This window comes from Acidovorax sp. Root275, assembly GCF_001428965.1.
Lineage (GTDB): Bacteria > Pseudomonadota > Gammaproteobacteria > Burkholderiales > Burkholderiaceae_C > Acidovorax > Acidovorax radicis.
This window is the reverse complement of sequence record NZ_LMJH01000001.1, coordinates 429,899-447,200: the sequence shown is the minus strand read 5'-3', so window position 1 is coordinate 447,200 and position 17,302 is coordinate 429,899. Positions and strand designations below refer to the sequence as shown.

Annotated in this window: 16 protein-coding genes and 1 pseudogene; 4 read left to right on the top strand and 13 right to left on the bottom strand. The window is 67.0% G+C overall.

From position 1 onward, the window contains the following. Positions 1 to 78 precede the first annotated feature (78 nt). A pseudogene (gene nth, locus ASE52_RS02065) lies at positions 79 to 524 on the top strand (endonuclease III); the annotation flags it as partial. Between the two features lie 69 nt (positions 525 to 593). Here nth (ASE52_RS02065) and ASE52_RS02060 read toward each other — a convergent pair. Continuing rightward, positions 594 to 1,580 (bottom strand): tripartite tricarboxylate transporter substrate binding protein, encoded by a 987-nt coding sequence (locus ASE52_RS02060; protein ID WP_057223399.1) that lies wholly within the window; start codon positions 1,578 to 1,580, stop codon positions 594 to 596. 67 nt (positions 1,581 to 1,647) lie between these two features. Further along, positions 1,648 to 3,147 carry an amidase gene (locus ASE52_RS02055; protein WP_057223396.1) on the bottom strand — a complete coding sequence of 500 codons (1,500 nt, stop codon included), beginning with the start codon at positions 3,145 to 3,147 and terminating at the stop codon, positions 1,648 to 1,650. Between the two features lie 96 nt (positions 3,148 to 3,243). Here ASE52_RS02055 and ASE52_RS02050 point away from each other — a divergent pair, with 96 nt between their 5' ends. After that, positions 3,244 to 4,206: a LysR family transcriptional regulator gene (locus ASE52_RS02050; protein WP_057225094.1), complete on the top strand. Its 963-nt coding sequence runs from the start codon at positions 3,244 to 3,246 to the stop codon at positions 4,204 to 4,206. Beyond that, positions 4,203 to 4,841 (top strand): endonuclease III, encoded by a 639-nt coding sequence (gene nth / locus ASE52_RS02045; protein ID WP_057223393.1) that lies wholly within the window; start codon positions 4,203 to 4,205, stop codon positions 4,839 to 4,841. The genes ASE52_RS02050 and nth (ASE52_RS02045) overlap by 4 nt, the downstream gene beginning before the upstream one ends. Positions 4,842 to 4,971: 130 nt before the next feature. On the opposite strand, the gene ASE52_RS02040 is transcribed toward nth (ASE52_RS02045), so the two are convergent. From ASE52_RS02040 to ASE52_RS02015, 6 genes are all read right to left on the bottom strand, one after another. Continuing rightward, the gene (locus ASE52_RS02040) at positions 4,972 to 5,718 is read right to left on the bottom strand and encodes an aspartate/glutamate racemase family protein (protein ID WP_057223390.1); all 747 of its coding nucleotides are present in this window, start codon (positions 5,716 to 5,718) and stop codon (positions 4,972 to 4,974) included. A 16-nt stretch (positions 5,719 to 5,734) separates the two neighbouring features. Further along, the gene (locus tag ASE52_RS02035) at positions 5,735 to 6,496 is read right to left on the bottom strand and encodes a GntR family transcriptional regulator (protein WP_057223387.1); all 762 of its coding nucleotides are present in this window, start codon (positions 6,494 to 6,496) and stop codon (positions 5,735 to 5,737) included. A gap of 13 nt (positions 6,497 to 6,509) precedes the next feature. After that, positions 6,510 to 7,403: an ABC transporter permease gene (locus ASE52_RS02030; protein ID WP_057223384.1), complete on the bottom strand. Its 894-nt coding sequence runs from the start codon at positions 7,401 to 7,403 to the stop codon at positions 6,510 to 6,512. Between the two features lie 31 nt (positions 7,404 to 7,434). Further along, positions 7,435 to 8,349, bottom strand: coding sequence for an ABC transporter permease (locus ASE52_RS02025; protein WP_057225092.1), 915 nt, complete (start codon positions 8,347 to 8,349; stop codon positions 7,435 to 7,437). A gap of 190 nt (positions 8,350 to 8,539) precedes the next feature. Next, positions 8,540 to 9,832, bottom strand: coding sequence for an extracellular solute-binding protein (locus ASE52_RS02020; RefSeq protein ID WP_057223381.1), 1,293 nt, complete (start codon positions 9,830 to 9,832; stop codon positions 8,540 to 8,542). A gap of 70 nt (positions 9,833 to 9,902) precedes the next feature. Beyond that, positions 9,903 to 11,003 carry an ABC transporter ATP-binding protein gene (locus ASE52_RS02015; RefSeq protein WP_057225089.1) on the bottom strand — a complete coding sequence of 367 codons (1,101 nt, stop codon included), beginning with the start codon at positions 11,001 to 11,003 and terminating at the stop codon, positions 9,903 to 9,905. Between the two features lie 246 nt (positions 11,004 to 11,249). On the opposite strand from ASE52_RS02015, the gene ASE52_RS02010 reads away from it, so the two are divergent. Continuing rightward, a complete protein-coding gene (locus ASE52_RS02010; protein ID WP_035197279.1) occupies positions 11,250 to 12,380 on the top strand; it encodes a GGDEF domain-containing protein in 1,131 nt (376 codons plus the stop codon). Between the two features lie 23 nt (positions 12,381 to 12,403). Here the strand turns inward: ASE52_RS02010 and cobT are convergent, their stop codons facing one another. The 5 genes from cobT to ASE52_RS01985 all read right to left on the bottom strand — a co-directional run bounded on the left by cobT (position 12,404) and on the right by ASE52_RS01985 (position 17,283). Next, positions 12,404 to 13,474, bottom strand: coding sequence for a nicotinate-nucleotide--dimethylbenzimidazole phosphoribosyltransferase (cobT, locus tag ASE52_RS02005; RefSeq protein WP_057223377.1), 1,071 nt, complete (start codon positions 13,472 to 13,474; stop codon positions 12,404 to 12,406). Between the two features lie 63 nt (positions 13,475 to 13,537). Further along, complete coding sequence (locus ASE52_RS02000) at positions 13,538 to 15,019, bottom strand: cobyric acid synthase (RefSeq protein WP_057223374.1); 1,482 nt, start codon at positions 15,017 to 15,019, stop codon at positions 13,538 to 13,540. 35 nt (positions 15,020 to 15,054) lie between these two features. After that, positions 15,055 to 15,447, bottom strand: coding sequence for a DUF3037 domain-containing protein (locus tag ASE52_RS01995; RefSeq protein WP_010460716.1), 393 nt, complete (start codon positions 15,445 to 15,447; stop codon positions 15,055 to 15,057). Further along, positions 15,434 to 16,228: a HipA family kinase gene (locus ASE52_RS01990; protein ID WP_057223371.1), complete on the bottom strand. Its 795-nt coding sequence runs from the start codon at positions 16,226 to 16,228 to the stop codon at positions 15,434 to 15,436. The genes ASE52_RS01995 and ASE52_RS01990 overlap by 14 nt, the downstream gene beginning before the upstream one ends. Continuing rightward, entirely contained in the window at positions 16,225 to 17,283 is a 1,059-nt protein-coding gene (locus ASE52_RS01985) for an aminotransferase class I/II-fold pyridoxal phosphate-dependent enzyme (RefSeq protein WP_241776941.1), read from the bottom strand. The genes ASE52_RS01990 and ASE52_RS01985 overlap by 4 nt, the downstream gene beginning before the upstream one ends. Positions 17,284 to 17,302 lie beyond the last annotated feature (19 nt).

Here is a 17,302-nt window from a genome sequence, read left to right as displayed (position 1 = left end):
CCACGAAGATCCAACTCCGCAGAGACACAGTCCCACTGCGGGACAATGCGGCACCTACCCGCAAAAATACCCCGCCCCATGCAAGCCGCGCAGATCGAGCCCTTCTTTGCCACCCTCAAGGCCGCCAATCCCATGCCCAACACGGAGCTCGAATACACCACCCCGTTCGAGCTGCTGGCCGCCGTGCTGCTGTCGGCCCAAGCCACCGACGTGGGCGTGAACAAGGCCACGCGCAAGCTCTTTCCCGTGGCGGGCACGCCGCAGGCCATCCTCGACTTGGGGTTTGAGGGGCTGGAGCGCTACATCAAGACGATTGGTTTGTACAAAAGCAAGGCCAGGCACCTTTTGCAGACCTGCCAGATCCTGGTGGAGCAGCACGGCAGCGTGGTGCCGCGCACCCGCGAGACACTGAAGCCCTGCCCGGCGTGGGCCGTAAGACAGCCAATGTGGTGCTGAATGTGGCCTTCGGCGAGCCCGCCATGGCTGTGGACACGCACATCTTCCGCGTGAGCAACCGCACGGGCGCGTTTGCCTGCTGGCTGTGCCTGGCGGTGCAGCGCACGGCCTGAGCGAGCCCCGCGCTGCCTTCTTGATCAATCGACGCGGATGTCCGCCCGCGCCGCCACGGCGCGCATCAGCGGTAGCTCACGCTCGATGCGGGCGCGCAGCGCGTCGCCGTTGCCCCAGGCCGGGGTCATGCCAATGTCCACCAGCTTCTTCTTGAATTCGGCGGACGCCATGGTGTCGGCCAGGGCCTTCTCCAGCTTTTTCTGCACCGGTGCGGGCAGGCCTGCGGGTGCGACGAACGCAAACCACGAGCCCATGTCGAAGCCCGGGTAGCCGCTCTCGGCCACCGTGGGCACGTTGGGCAACAACGCCAGGCGCTGCGGGCTCAGCACGGCGATGGGCTTGATCTTGCCGGCCTTGATGAGCGGGGTGGAGGCCACCACCGTGTCCACCGCCAGCTGCACCTGCCCGCCCATCAGCGCAGTCAGGTTGGGAGAGCTGCCGTTGAAGGGCACGTGCAGCATCGGAAAGCCCGCGGTGGCCTTGAGCATCTCGGCGCCGAAGTGCACCGACGAGCCCGTGCCGTAGGACCCGTACGAGAACTTGTCCGGCGCGGCCTTGGCCTGCGCCACGATGTCCTTGAGCGTGCTGCCCTGCACATCGTTGTGGGCCACCAGCAGCAGCCCCATGTCGGCCACCATGCCAATGGGCGTGAAGCTGCGCACCGGGTCGTACGGCAGGTTGGTGCGGATGGCGGGGTTCATGGTGAGCGTGGTGTTGGCGCCCAGCAGCAGGGTGTAGCCGTCGGCCGGTGCCTTGGCCACCAGCGATGCGGCCACCACCGTGCCCGCGCCCGGCCTGTTTTCGACCACCATCGGCTGGCCCAGCCGCTCGCCCATCGCCGTGGCCAGCAGGCGCCCCAGGATGTCCGTGGCGCCGCCGGGCGCGAACGGGACGACCAGCTTCACGGGCCGGTCGGGATAGGTCTGCTGCGCCCAGGACACGGCGGGCGCTGCCAGCACGAATGCGCTGGCCAGGAGACACGATACGAAGCGGGCGCGCGGCAAGGACATGGGGAGTTCTCCGGTCAAAAAGTGCGGTAAGGGCGGGATGGCGAAACGGTGGGGAAAACAGCGCGCATCAACCCAGCAACGGGCTCGGCACACGGGCATGGCCGCTGGCCTGGTCGTACGCGTGCCCGACCTGCAGCACGGCCGCATCGGACTGCGCCGGACCGATGATCTGCAGCCCTGCAGGCAAGCCCCCGGGCCCGAAGCCCGCAGGCGCAGCCAGTGCGGGCAGGCCGGCCATGGTGGCAGGCACCACGGCCTCCATCCAGCGGTGGTAGGTGTCCATGGTGCGGCCACCCACCGCATGCGGCCAGTCCAGGTCGGCATTGAACGGGAAGACCTGCGCGGCCGGCAGCACCAAAAAGTCGAACTGCTCGAACAGGCCGCGCAGCACCTGGTACCAGGCACTGCGCACGCGGGCCGCGTCGTATATCTGCAGGGCCGACAGGCGCATGCCGCGCTCGATCTCCCACACCGCCTCGGCCTTCAGCAGTGCGTGTGTGTCTGGGTTGCGGTACAGGGCCGCATTGGCCCCCGCCACGCTGAAGCTGCGCAGGTCGATCCAGGCATTCCACAGCTGGGCCATGTCGAACGCAGGCACCACGGATTCCACCGTGCAGCCCACCGTGCGAAAGTGCGCGAGCGCCCGCTCACAGGTGGCCAGCACGCCGGGCTCGGTGGGCAGGTGCCCTCCCAGGTCGCCCAGCCAGCCGATGCGCGCACCGCGGAAGTCGCGCTCCAGCGGCTGCCCCAGCAAGGCCACGTCCTCGTGCCGGCGCGTGAGCGGCAGCCGAGCATCGAAGCCCGCCTGCACCGACAGCAGCAGCGCCAGGTCCGGTATGTTGCGCGCCATGGGCCCGGCCACGCTGAACTGCTGGAAGAACACCTCTTCGGTCGGCCCGTGCGGCACCAGGCCGAACGAGGTGCGCAGCCCGTACACGTTGTTGAACGCCGCCGGCGTGCGCAGCGACCCCATCATGTCCGAGCCGTCGGCCACCGGCAGCATGTGCAGCGCCACGGCCACCGCCGCCCCGCCGCTGCTGCCGCCCGCCGAGACGGCCGGGTCGAACGCATTGCGCGTGGTGCCATACACGGGGTTGTAGGTGTGCCCGCCCAGGCCGAATTCGGGCGAGTTGCTGCGGCCGATGAACAGCGCACCGCCCGCGCGCATGCGCTCGAACACCACGGCGTCGGTGGTGGACACCTGCCCCGCAAAGATGGGGGAGCCGCGCGTGGTGACCATGCCGGCGGCGGGCATGATGTCCTTGGGTGCCTGCGGAAATCCGTGCAGCGGCCCCAGGCTCTCGCCGCGCGCCAGCTGCGCATCGCGCTCGGCGGCCTGCGCACGCAGCACGTCACGGTCTGCCAGGGCCACCAGCGCATTGACCACGGGGTTCAGCCGGTCGACCTGGGCCAGGTAGGCGTCGAGCACCTCGGCGCACGACACGTCGCGGGCGTGGATGGCGCGCGACAGGCTGGTGGCCGTGTGGCCGACGATGCCGCCCGGTGCCCTGCCCTGGGCAGACTGCGCGGGTGTGGTCGATGTGGCGGAGCTGGAGGATTGTGTCATTTGCAAGTCAGCATAAGCAGCCCCTTGCGTTTCGACAATCGACGATTTCTGAGGTTATCGTTGCGTTTTATGCAACCCACACCCCAAGGTGGCCCCATGCTTTCGACCCGGCTTCAGGACACGGCACTGCGCTACTTTCTGGAGGTCGTGCGCAGCGGCTCGGTCAGCGAGGCCGCCACGCGCCTGAATGTGTCGCCCTCGGCCGTGAGCCGGCAGGTGGCCGCGCTCGAAGACCTGCTCTCCGTGCCGCTGTTCGAGCGGCGCCCGCGCGGCATGGCGCCCAGCGCCGCCGGCGAGCTGCTGGCGGCCTACGCCCGGCGCGGCGCGCTGGAGGCGGACCGCGTGGTCTCGGATATTCAGGCGCTGCAGGGCCTGCACACCGGGCTGGTGCGCGTGTGCAGCTCGGCCGGCTTTGCCATCGAATTTTTGCCGCGTGTGATGGCGCATTTCCGCACGCAGTACCCGGGCATCCAGTTCCACCTGCGGGTGGTCAGCCCGGCGGCCGTGACCACCGCCGTGCTCAACGGCGATGCAGACATTGGCCTGACCTACAGCCGCTCCGCCGAGCGGGACATCACGGTGCAGCACCGCCAGGCATCACCCGTCATCGCCATCATGCGCAAGGACCACACGCTCGCGCGTTTCGCGTCGGTCACGCTGGCGCAAATGCATGGCTACCCCATCGCCCTGCCCGAGCGCGACAACACCGTGCGCCAGCTGTTCGACATCGGCTGCAGCCAGCGCGGCCTGGTGTTCGAGCCCGCACTGGTGTGCAACCACTTCGAGACCCTGATGCACTTCGTGCTGCACGGCGGGGGGCTGTCCATCTCGGGCGAAGTCACGGTGCGCGACCGCGTGCAGCGCGGCGAACTGCGCGCCGCACAGATCCGCGAGCCCGGCATGGGCGCGCGCTATACCGAGCTGCAGACCTTGCACGGCCGCACCCTGCCGGCCGCCGTGCGCATGTTCCTCGAATTCCTGCGCGGCCAGCTGCGGGACAATGCAGCGGCACCACCCGTGCCTTCCAGAAAAAAGACATCCCCACCCAAGTCCAGATGAAGACCTCCGACATCGAGCCCTTCTTCGCCACCCTCAAGGCGGCCAACCCCATGCCCAACACGGAGCTGGAGTACACCACCCCGTTCGAACTGCTGGCCGCCGTGCTGCTGTCGGCCCAAGCCACCGACGTGGGCGTGAACAAGGCCACACGCAAACTCTTCCCCGTAGCGGGCACGCCGCAGGCCATCCTGGACCTGGGGATTGACGGGCTGGAGGGCTACATCAAAACCATCGGCCTGTACAAAAGCAAGGCCAAGCATCTGATGGAAACCTGCAGCATCCTGGTGCAGCAGCACGGTGGCGTAGTTCCGCGCACCCGGGAGGAACTTGAAGCCCTGCCCGGCGTAGGCCGTAAGACGGCCAATGTGGTGCTGAATGTGGCCTTCGGCGAACCTACCATGGCGGTGGACACACACATCTTTCGCGTGAGCAACCGCACGGGCCTGGCGCCCGGCAAAAACCCGCTGGCGGTGGAGATGCAGCTGATGAAGCGCGTGCCTGCAGCCTACGCAGTGGATTCGCACCACTGGCTCATCCTGCTGGGCCGCTATGTGTGCCAGGCACGCAAGCCGCGCTGCTGGGAGTGTGTGGTGAGTGAGTATTGCGACTACCAGCCGAAGACACTGGCGCCTTGAACGCAGGCTGCTTCTATTTTTATAGCTGCTCGCGCTTACTGGATAAGCGTCAGATGCCAAAAATACGTATAACTTGAGAGCCAACGGCCCTCCCAGTGCCGTCGTAGACCAGGTGGTCTGCCCAGCAGTGTCAAACAACCCCGGCTGTGCCCAAGGCCGCCATCTCCCCCGACACCCCCGCCCATGCCACATCGAAGCCGGGCACTTTGCGCTCTGGCGGCACGGGGTGGGCCCGCAGGGCCCAGGTGGCACCGGCCACCACACTGTCGATCACCGGCACGGCCACCTGGGGCTGCACCGCAGCGGCCATGCCGGCAAGTCCTGCCCCGCCCAGGATGACAGCCTGCACGCCCATCTGCCGCACCACGTCACGGCAGGCCTGGGCTAGCAACGCGTGGGCAGCGTCCGGGTCTGCCGCCAGCTGGGCCCCCGTGGGCGCCACCGTGTGGATACCCGCGAGCCCATGCGAATGCCCCAGCGCCTGCGCCAGGCGCTGCAGCATGGGGCCCCAGCGCTCGCCTCCCGTGACGATGGCATACCGCCCATGGCGCGCGGCTTCGATGAAGGAGGCCTCGGCCAGGCCCGTCACAGGCACGGGGCAACTTTCACGCAGCGCCATCAGGCCCGGGTCGCCAAAGCAGCCGATCAGCACGGCATCGGGTCGGGGCTGGGGTTGCACCAGGTCATGCGCCCAGGCATCCAGCGTCGCATGCGCCGCCACCGCGTAGCTGGCCTCGCAGGCGATGTAGGGGGCGCCAAAACGCGCCGTGGCCGTGCGTACCGCCACGTGCGAGCCTGCGGCTGCCTGCACATGCCGCTGGAGCAAGGCGCTGACGCTGGCCGAGGTGTTGGGGTTGATGACGAGCAGCTGGCGCATGGCGACGTGTCGGGATTCAGGCGCCCAGCAGTTGCGCGAGATCGGGCACATCGCTGGCCGGCGGGGTGAACTCCAGCTGCGTTTCGATGCGCGCCAGATGCGCCAGCATGAGGCGGGGCGCCTCGCGCGCGTCGCGCAGGCGGATGGCGTCGATCAGCGCGCGGTGCTCGCGGCAGCCGCAGGCCGTGGCCTCTTCGCGGGTCTGCGCGTGGCTGGGGCTGTAGGTCATGAGGATGAGCGAGGTGCGCGACACCAGCTCGCGCAGGATGCGCCCGAGCGTCTGGTGCCCGGCGGCCTGCGCGATGTGCAGGTGGAAATCGCCCGACAGGCGGATGGCACGCCGCATATCGCCACTGGCGCGCGCGGCCTCTTCGTCGTCGATGCAGGTGCGCAGCGCGGCGATGTCGGCATCGGTGGCGTTGGCGATGAACAGCTCCACCAAACGTGGCTCCAGCAGGCGGCGGGCCTCGAACACTTCCAGCGCCTCCTGCGGCGTGGGCTGGGCAATGGATGCGCCCCGGTTGGGCGTGAGCGTGACCACTTGCTCATGGGCCAGACGCACCAGCACGGGCCGTACGCGCGTGCGCGAAACGCCAAAGGCCGCCGCCAGCTTGTCCTCCACCAGCTTGGTGCCGGGGGGTAGCCGGTGGTCGAGGATGGCCGACACCATGCGGTCGTACATATCGTTGTCGCTAAGCTGGCCTGGGGCCTCGGGCTGGGCGGTCGGTTCGGCGGCCGCAGCGCGTGCGCGCCGGGGCTTGGGAATGGTGGTCGTCATAGGGGTGCCGTTTTTACCCCGAACGACCTTTGCGCCTGCGGCCCAAAGCCCACACCAGCGCCAGCGTGATGCCCATGACGATGAACGACACCACCGTGGTCAGCGTGCCCAGCGCGTAGATCGACGGCGTGGTCACCGTGCTGGTCAGGCCCTGCAGCTCCAGCGGCAGCGTGTTCACGTCGCCGATGGCCTGCGAGGTGCGGGCGATCTCGTCCCAGCTCAGGGTGAAGCCGAACATGCCGATGCCCACGACCGAGGGCGCGATCAGCGGCAGCACCACGTGGGCGAAGCCCTGCCAGGGGGTGGCGCCCAGGTCGCGCGCCGCCTCTTCGTACGCGGGGTTGAAGCGGTTGAACACCGCGAACATGATGAGCAGGCCAAACGGCAGCGTCCAGGTCAGGTGCGCGCCCAGGGCCGACGTGAACAGGCCCAGCGACGTGCCGTAGCCTTCGAGCGTGCTCTCCATGCCCAGCCATTCGAGGGCGGCCTTGATGCCGTTGTCGATGAGCCGGAACTCCAGCCCGATGCCCAGCGACACGATGATGGACGGCATGATCAGGCTGGCCACGACGATGAAGAACAGCGTGTTGCCGCCCGCCAGCCGCTTGCGAAACGCCAGCCCGGCCAGCACCGACAGCACCACCGTGCACAGCATCACCGCCACGCCCAGGCCGAGCGAGCGCCACAGTGCCGCGCCGATGTCCACCACGCCCAGCCCTTCGGCCAGCTTGTAGAACCAGCGCAGCGACACCCCCCGCATGGGGAAGGTCAGCCCGCCCTCGGGGCCCTGGAAGCTCAGGATGAAGATGACGAACATGGGGCCGTACATGAACAGCACGAACAGGCCGAACACGATGGCCAGCAGCCAGAAGCTGGCGGGATGGGATTCGCGGATGCGGGCTTTCATGCGGGTGTCCTGTCGGTGTTGGTGGCGTGGTTCACAGCTCTTTGCGGATGTCGACCAGGCGTGTGAGTCCCCAGATGATCATCAGCACCACCGCGAGCAGGATCACGGCATTGGCCGCAGCCAAAGGGAACTGCAGGTACGACGTCTGCACCTGGATGATCTTGCCGATGGAGGCGATCTGCTGGCCGCCCATCACGCCGATGGTGACGAAGTCGCCCATGACGATGGTGATCACGAAGATGGACCCGATGATGATGCCGGTGCGCGACAGCGGCACGATCACGTTCCACAGCGTCTGCCAGCCGCTGGCCCCGCTGTCGCTGGCGGCCTCGATGAGGCTGCGGTCGATGCGCATCATGCTGTTGAAGATGGGCACGATCATGAACATGGTGTACAGGTGCACGAAGGCCAGCACCACCGAGAAGTCCGAGAACAGCAGCCATTCGACGGGCTGATCGACGAGCCCGGCCCCCACCAGGGTCTGGTTCACCAACCCGTTGCGCCCCAGCAGCGGCACCCACGAGATCATGCGAATCACGTTCGACGTCCAGAACGGAATGGTGCACAGGACGAACAGCAGCGTCTGCATGCCCGACGAGCGCACATGAAAGGCCAGGAAATAGGCCACGGTGAACCCGATCACCAGCGTGATCAGCCACACGAGGAAGCTGAACTTGAGCGTGGACCAATACGTCTTGAGCGTGACGCACAGGCCCTCCGACGCATCGCCACAGCCCGCAAAGATCGACACGTAGTTCTTGAACGTGAAGCCCGGCAGCAATTCGTACTCGTTGAAGTCCCAGAAGCTGACCATCACGATCAGCGCCAGCGGCACCAGGAAGAACAGCACGAACACCAGCGTGAACGGCGCAGCCTGCCACCAGGCAGCAATGCCGCGCCCGGGGGCGGCGCTCGATGGCAGAGTCGGTGTGGTGGTGGTGCTCATGGTGTTTGCAAACAATCGGTATCAGGTATCCACTGCTCGGCGTTTCGTCTCAATCCTTGAAACTGGCGCTGCCAAAGGCCAGTGCCCCCGTGCAAGGGCCGCCCCGCCGCACCGGGGGCGTCCCCCTCCCGAACCGCGCAGCGGTTCGAGAGAGGGGTGAAGGCGCGCAGCGCCTCAGGGGGTGAACTCTCTACGCCGCGACGAACTCGTTCCACTTCTGGACCATGTAGTTGTTCTCGTCCATCAGCGCGTTCCAGCAGGCGATGCCGCCCATGCGCGATTCGTAGCTGCCGCCGTCGCGCACCGCGCCAGACTTGGCCAGCACGTCGCCATTGGGGCTCTTGATGTCCTGCGTGGCGGGCTTGCCTTCCATCCAGTAGGCCCACTCGTAGGCTTCCATCTTGGACTTGGCGGTCTCCAGCACGGCGCTGTAGTAGCCCTGGCGGTTCAGGTACGCACCGGCCCAGCCGTCCAGGAACCAGTTGATGAACTCGTAGGCGCCATCGAGCTTGCGGCCCGACAGCGTGGCGGGCAAGCCAAACCCTGCAGCCCAGGCGCGGTAGCCTTCCTTGAGCGGCTGAAAGTTGCAGGCAATGCCCTTGGTGCGCACGGCGGTCACGGCGGGGCTCCACATTGACTGGATCACCACTTCGCCCGACGCCATGAGGTTCACCGACTCGTTGAAGTCCTTCCACAGCGCGCGGAACTGGCCCTGCTTCTTGGCTTCGATCAGGGTCTTGATCGTGAGGTCGATCTCCTTTTTGGTCATGTTGCCCTTGTCGGGGTACTTGTAGATGCCCATGGCCTCGACCACCATGGCGGCGTCCATGATGCCGATGGAGGGGATGTTCAGGATCGCGGTCTTGCCCTTGAACTCGGGGTTGAGCAGCTCGGCCCAGGAATTGATGGGGCGCTTGATCAGGTCGGGGCGGATGCCCAGCGTGTCGGCGTTGTACACGGTAGGGATCAGCGACATGAACTGCGTGGGCGCGGTCGCGAACTTCTTGGACTTTTCGCCTTCCAGGTAGATCACCTTCTTGGGCGCGGTGCCCTGGTCGCCCACGGCCTTGCCGGCCACCATGCCGTTGGTGAACAGCGTGGTGATCTTGTCGGCGTTCTTGATGCGCTTGGTGTCGATGCCCTTGAGGTTGCCCGTGGGCACGATCTTTTTCAGCGAGAAGTACTCGGTGTCGATCAGATCGAAGCTGTTGGGCGCGGTCACGGCGCGCTTGGTCACGTCGTCCGTGGTCACTGCCACGTACTGGATCTCGATGCCGGTGTCGGCCTTGAACTTTTCGGCGATGGCCTTGTCCTGGTTCACCGCCGTGCCCAGGTAGCGCAGCACGATCTTTTCCTGCGAGTGGACGGCCGGGAACACGCCAGCGGCCAGGATGCCTGCCGTGCCCTTGAGCAACGAGCGGCGCTGCACGCCGGTGGTGTCAGAGGCAACAGCGGGGGAATCGGCACGAGAGTCGTCGGACATGGGAAAGCTCCTTGGTTTGCAAAGTGGAGGGGTGGAAACAGACAGCGGACAACGAAAGAAAGAGGAAAACTCAGGCCGGCACGGCCTGGGCAGTGGCCGTCGCCATGGGCGCGGACACAGGTACCGCCTGCAGGGAGAGAGGATGGGCCTGCTCGGGCGTCCAATGCAGTTGCACGCCCTGCCCCACCGTGTAGGGCTGGGCGGCAAAGGCGGCTTCGGAAACCATCACCGAATACGCCGCCGTGGCGTTGGCCGACAAGGCCACGCCCTGCTTTTGCAGGCCCACCAGCACGTAAGTGCCCTGGTACTCCACGTCGGTCACCACGGCCTGCATGTGCTGGGCGCCCCAGGGCAATTCGGCACTGGCGGGGGCAATCTGCAGGTGGTCGGTGCGCACGCCCACCTTGCCTTCGGGCGTGTCGATCACGTTGTGCCCGCCCATGAAGCGCGCCACGAATTCGCTGGCGGGCCGGTTGTAGACCTCGTGCGGGCTGCCCACCTGCTCGATCACGCCGTGGTTCATCACCACCATGGTGTCGGCCAGGGCCATAGCCTCTTCCTGGCTGTGGGTCACATGGATGAAGGTCAGGCCCAGTTCCTTCTGCCAGCGGCGCAGCTCGGCGCGCATCTGGATGCGCAGGAAAGGGTCGAGCGCCGATAGAGGCTCGTCCAGCAGCAGCACGCGCGGCTGGGTGATCAGGGCGCGCGCCAGCGCCACGCGCTGCTGCTGCCCGCCCGACAGTTCTGCCGGCTTGCGGTCAGCCAGGTGACCCATGGCCACGCGTTCGAGCAGGTCCCGTGCCTTGGTCTGGCGCTCAGCCTTGGCCACACCCTTCATCTTCAGGCTGAACGCCACGTTGTCGAGCGCCGAGAGGTGCGGAAACAGCGCAAAACTCTGGAACATCATGGCCGTGCCACGCGCTGCGGCGGGCAGGTCGGTGATGTTGCGGTTCTCCAGCAAGATGTCGCCGCTGGTCACCGACTCGTGCCCGGCGATCATGCGCAAGGTCGTGCTCTTGCCGCAGCCCGAAGGGCCCAGCAGGCAGCAGTAGCTGCCGCTGGCAATGCGCAGGTTGATGGCATCGACCGCCGGTTTGCCGTGGGCATAGCGTTTGGTCAGCGCAATGATCTCGATGGCGGCGGGGGTCTGCGCAGGGGTTGGGGCTTGCATGGGGAGGATGTACGCAAACCCCATGCCAACTTTGTACACAATGCATTTGCTGCTTTGCATACAAAATGCACCAGTACCGTGCACGACTGCACCAACAGGACGATGCGCCTGCACCCCAAGGGTCCGCACAGCAGTCTTTGTGGTGCAGTAAATCACCGTACCGCCGGGAGCAGGTGCGTGGCTATACTGGCCTTGGGCTCAAGAAACAATTTCTTACGTAGGCGCGCCACCTCCCCTTCCCGCCGCATGAACCTCGACCCACGCTCCATGATCGCCATGGCGGGCTTCATGTCCGCCATCATGGCCATCGTGCTGCTTTTCATGCGGCGCTATTACCCGCCGTCGATCCGGGGCGTGGGGGCTTGGGCTGCAGCGCCGCTGCTGTGGCTCGCGTCCACCGTGTTGTTCGGCGCACGTGGCGCCATCCCGGACTGGCTCAGCCTGGTGCTGGCCAACCAGTTGTTGGTGTTGGGCACGGTGACCTACTACATGGGCACGCGAAGCTTCATGGGGCAGCCAACCACGTGGCGCCACTGGAACTGGCTGATGGTGGGCACCACCCTTGTGTTCATTGTCCTCACCTACTGGGTGCCCCACTATGCGCTGCGGGTCGGCTTCTTCACGGTGGTCATGGGGATGATCTACTTCGCGCAGATGCGCTTCATGCTGCGCCACGGGGGGCGCAACTTTCCGGTGCGGCTGGTGGAGGTGGTGCTGGCCTTGCACATGGTGGTGCTGGCCATGCGGCTGGTCTCGATCGTGACCGGGAATGCCGGTGCAGACCTGATGGAGCCCTCACTGTTCCAGACGCTGTATATCGGGGCCTATGTGATCACAGTGCTCATGCTGTCCATCGGGGCGGTGCTCATGGCCACCGACCGCCTGCGCACCGAGCTTGAACACCTGGCCACCCACGACTCCCTGACCAACACGCTGAACCGCCGTGCCCTGCTGCAACGCTGCGAGGACGAGCTGGAGCGGGCGCAGCGCTACGGCAATGGCCCGTCCCTCATGATGGTGGACCTGGACAACTTCAAGGCCGTGAACGACACCCGAGGCCACCAGCACGGTGACGCCGTGCTGGTGCACTTTGCAGAGTGCACCCGTCAGGTGCTGCGCCGCGCAGACCGGCTGGGGCGGTACGGGGGTGAGGAGTTTCTGGTGCTGCTGCCAGGCGCGGACACGGCAGCTGCCATGGGCGTAGCCCAGCGCATCCACGCCACGCTGGCCACCGGACATGCGCTGGACTGCCAGGTGAGCATTGGGCTCACCAGCTGGACGGGATCGCACGAAACGCTGGATGCCATGCTGTCGCGTGCCGATGCGGCGCTGTACCGCGCCAAGGCACAGGGCCGCAACCAAACCAGCGTGGCCTAAAAGCGCGGCGATGCCCGGTAGGGTCAGACTGTCTGAGTGGCCACACCGGCCGATTCAAAACTCGCCATCTCGGCCAGCACCGCACAGGCCGACTGCAGCAGCGGCCAAGCCAGCGCAGCACCCGAGCCTTCACCCAGGCGCAGCCCCAGGTCCAGCAGGGGTTCGGCTTGCATCTGTGCCAGCATCAGGGTGTGCCCCCGCTCGCCCGAGCGGTGGGCAAACACGCAGCGCTGCAGCACCGCAGGCTGCAAGCGGCTGGCCACCAGCACGGCGGCGCTGGTGATGAAGCCGTCCACCACAATCACGCGGCGCTCCGTGGCAGCCTGCAGCACCGCGCCCACCAAGGTCGCCACCTCATAGCCGCCCAACGCGGCCAGTGCGGCCAGCGGTGTGGTGGCGTCGGCATTCGCGTCCAGCGCCTGCTGCAGCACGGCGCGTTTGCGCTCGATACCGGCCGCATCCAGGCCCGTGCCGGCACCGGTCACCTCGGCCAGGGGCAGCCCGGCCAACCGCGCCAGCAACAGGGATGCCACCGAAGTGTTGCCAATGCCCATCTCGCCCAGCAACAACGCATTGCCCGGCAGGCCGCGCACCACCTCCATGCCGTTGAGCAAGGCCTGTGCACATTGCTCAGGCGCCATGGCAGGGCCGACCGAAGCATCCTGGGTGCCCGGCGCCACATTGCGCACCAGCAGGCGCGGTGCACCGGGTGCCGTGTCGCGCGCGGCAATGGTGCGCGCCACACCACAGTCCACCACCGTGAGTTGCAGCCCGTGCTGGCGGGCCAGCACGCTCACTGCGGCACCACCGGCCAGAAAGTTCTCCACCATCTGCCAGGTCACGTCGCTGGGGAAGGCCGAGACACCCTTGGCCGCCAGGCCGTGGTCGCCCGCACACACCAGCATCTGCGGTTGCGTGAGCACGGGGGCCTCAGTGCCCAGCACTTGGCCTATGCGCAGGGCCAGCGCTTCCAGCAGCCCCAGCGAACCGAGTGGTTTGGTCTTGTTGTCCAGCAGGTGCTGCAAACGGGCGGTCAGGGGGGCATCGGTGATGTCAGCGATGGCGGGGACGGTGAACTGGGCCAGTGATTGCATGGTGTGTGAGATAGCGAAAAGAAAAAAGAAACGGGAAGGACTGAAGGCCGAAGGCACCAGCGCTCAGGCAGTGGCCGGATCTGGCGCGATCAACGCCTGCAGCGCACCGGGGGCAAAGCTGGCTTCCGCCATGCGGGCCAGGCCTTCAAACACCACATCGAGCGTGGGCACGGGCGCCGCGCCCGCACGGCCAAACAGGGCCTGCAACGCGGCGGGGTCTTCGAGCAGGCCATGCAGATACACGCCCAGCACATTGCCAGCCGGGTTTTGCCACGCAATGCTGGGGATGACCTCGCGCGCCACATCACCCTTGGCGGCCATGGCGGGGTGCTGGGCCGTCTGGCCGTGGTGGATTTCGTAACCGGTGACAGGCACACCCGCCAGCGCGGCCCAGGCCCCTTGCACCCCACCAAACTGCGCCTGGGTGCGCTGCACGGTCTTGGCGACCTCGAAGGTGGTGACCAGGGGCAACAGGCCCAGGCCCGGCGCATTGCCGTCGATGCCCTCCGTGTCGATGAGCGCCTCGCCCAGCATCTGCAGGCCACCACACACGCCCAGCACTGTGCCGCCCTGCCCCGCGTGGTGGGCAATGGCCTGGTCCAGCCCTTGCGCGCGCAGCCAGGCCAGGTCGGCGGCGGTGGACTTGGAGCCCGGCAGCACCACCCAGTCGGTGGGCTTGAGGCCCGCCAGGTCGGCCGGGCTGCGCGCCCAGAGCAGGCGCACGCCGGGCACGTTCTTGAGCGGCTGGAACTCGTCGAGGTTGCTGATGCGCGGGTAAGCCACCACGGCCACCGTGGTGTGCACCGTGCCCACCGACAGCGTGCGGTCGTCAAACACGCCATCCTCTTCGGGCAGACCATGGCGCCATTGCATTGGGATGGTGGCCACGGTGGGCACGCCGGTGAGGTCCTGCAGCATCTGCGGCGCAGGCGCCAGCAGGCTGGCATCGCCCCGAAACTTATTCAGCACAAAACCATGGATCAGCGCGCGCTCGTCCTCGGGCAGCAGCGCCCAGGTGCCGTACAGGTGGGCAAACGCGCCGCCCCGGTCGATGTCGGTCACCAGCAGGCAGCGCGCATCGGCATGGCGGGCCACGCGCATGTTGACGATATCGCTGGCATGCAGGTTGATCTCGGCGGGGGATCCTGCGCCTTCAATCACGACCACATCGTTCTCAGCGCGCAGCGCATCCAGCGCGGCGGCAATCTGCGGCCACACCTTTTCGCTGCGGCCGCGCCAGGGCATGGCCGTCAGCTCCGCACTCACCTGCCCCATCAGTACCACCTGGCTGTGCGTGTCGGCCTCGGGCTTGAGCAGCAGCGGGTTCATGCGCACCTCAGGTTCGGCACGCGCAGCCAAGGCCTGGAAATACTGGGCACTGCCGATCTCTCCCAGGCTGCCGCCCGGGCCCGACACCACGCGCGCGTTGTTGCTCATGTTCTGCGCCTTGAACGGCGCGACCTTCAGGCCGAGGTTGCTGTAGTAGCGGCACAGGGCCGTGGTCAGCCAGCTTTTGCCCGCGCCGCTGGTGGTGCCCAGCACCATCACACAGCGGGCTAGCTTGGAAGAGGTGTTTGAAGTCAAGGCAGTGGGCGGACCATGCGGTCCATGATGTGGTCGAGTGCTGCCGCCGCATCGGTGCAGCGGCCGGTGTGCACGGGGGATGTCTGGATGATGGCGCTGCGTTTGGCGGTGAGCCAGTGAAAGCGCTGGCGGTACGGCAGGCGCGCAATGGGGCCACAGCCTTCGTCGCCCGCACAGATGGCCACGATGGCGGCCAGATGGCGGCGCACGGTATCGATGTCGGCGTGCGGGTCCATGGCCAGCAGGCGCGCTTCATCGAGCGCGATGGCAGCCTGGAGAAAGCCGGTGCGCTGGCACGAGAGGATCACGCCCGCGTTGATGAACTCCTCGCGCTCCACGCGCGGCACCACGCGCACGATGGCGTAGTCATACACCTCAGGCGCATGCATCGACGGCTCCCTTCACCGCATTCACCCATGTTTCACGCCCTGCCAGGCGCGCGCGGAAGTAGTCCACATAGGCTTGGCGGTGGCTTGCGGGCGCCGACAGCGGGCCTTCGGCATGCTCGGCCCCGGCCAACGCCAGAAACTCATCAGGCACTTCGGCCAGGATGCCCGTGACCACCCCGGGTGTAAGGCGCGCCGCCAGCTCGGCATCCACCTGCGCCAACGCCGTGGCCTGGGCCAGCAGCACATGGTCGGCAATCGGGGCGAAGGGTTTGGCAGGCTGGGCCACCACGCCGTTCCAGGCATGGTGAAAGGTCAACGCAGCGCCGTGGTCGATGAGCCAGGGTTTGCGGTGCCACATCAGCAGGTTGGTGTTGCGCGCCGTGCGGTCCACGTTGCCCACCAGCGCATCGAACCACACAAGGCGCGAGGCAAAGTCATCCGACACAACATCCACCGCAGGGTCGAAGTTGAGCGCGCCCGAGAGGTAGTCCAGCCCCACGTTCATGCCACCGCTGGCGCGGACCAGGTCCTGGATCTCGGGGTCAGGCTCAGTTTGCGCCAGGGCTGTGTCGAGCTGCGCCAGCACGATCTCGGGCACGGGCAGACCCAGCGCGTGGGCAATGCCGCCCGCGATGATTTCGGCCAGCAGCGCGCGCACGCCCTGCCCTGCGCCACGGAACTTGAGCACGTAGGTGCCCAGGTCGTCGCCCTCGACGATGGCGGGCATGGAGCCACCTTCACGCAGCGGCGTGACGTAGCGGTTGACAGTGATGGTTCTCACGAGGTCTCCCCTGAACCGGTTGAAACTCTGTTCGGGATGGTACGGCCCTGCAGCGCTTGCCATGCGGCCTGCAGCGCATCTTGTGCATCAGGTGGCAGCACCCCCAGGCGCACGGTACCGGGCAGCCCGAACGAGGTCGCATCCCGCAGCTTGATGCCACTGGCGCGCAGCGCCGCCAGATCGCCCTGCAGTGTGGCTGTGGCGGGCTGCGCGCAGAAATAGTTGGCCAGGCTGCCTGCATGCTCGGTCCAGCCCAGGTCGGTACACAGCGCCTGCTGGCGTGCCTTCCAGTCGCGCAGGGTACCCAGGCTGTGCACCAGCCACTGCTGCACCATTGGACTTGTCCACGCCTGCAGCAAGGCTACGCCATGGGCGCCCACGGGCCAGGAAGGCGCCAGGGCCGTCAACGCCTGCACTGCGTCCTCACCACACATCGGTGCGACGGCATAGGCCGCACGCACGCCCGTCAGCCCCAGGGCCTTGTTGGGGGTCCAGAGCTGCCAGCTGACTGACGGCAGGCGCGGCGACGGTGCACCGGTCCACGCGCCTTCAGCGTCAAGCCGCAGGGGCACATACGCGCAATCGAGCACACGCAAAGCACTGGCAACTTCACCTTCTTCGCCTTCTCGCCAACCGCGTACTGCGGGATCTTCCAGCCCCAAAGGGCTGGACGGCTCGCACGCCCATTGCAACCCCACCGCAGCGCCACCGCCCCGCAGCACATCCAGCCCACGCACCTGTGCAGCCTGGGCATAGTCGCCATAACTGTGCGGCGGCACGGCCACCTGCACCGCGCCCTGCTGTGCGGCGAGTGCGGTGATGCGGTGGATGAACTCGCTGGCACTGGCCGCCACCACGATGCGGCCCGGCGCCACGTCGTGGAATGCACCCAGGGCCTCGCGCAGCGCCGTATAAGCCGGGTCGGGGTACCGCGTGGCCTCGGCCACCTGCACGGCGTGCAGTGCCTCAGGGCACGGCCCGCACGCATTGCTGTTGGTCGAAAAATCAAACACCGGGATGCCTGCAGCGTCTGGCCCACCGTGCAAAGGCGCCAACACGGGAAAAGAAACCGGG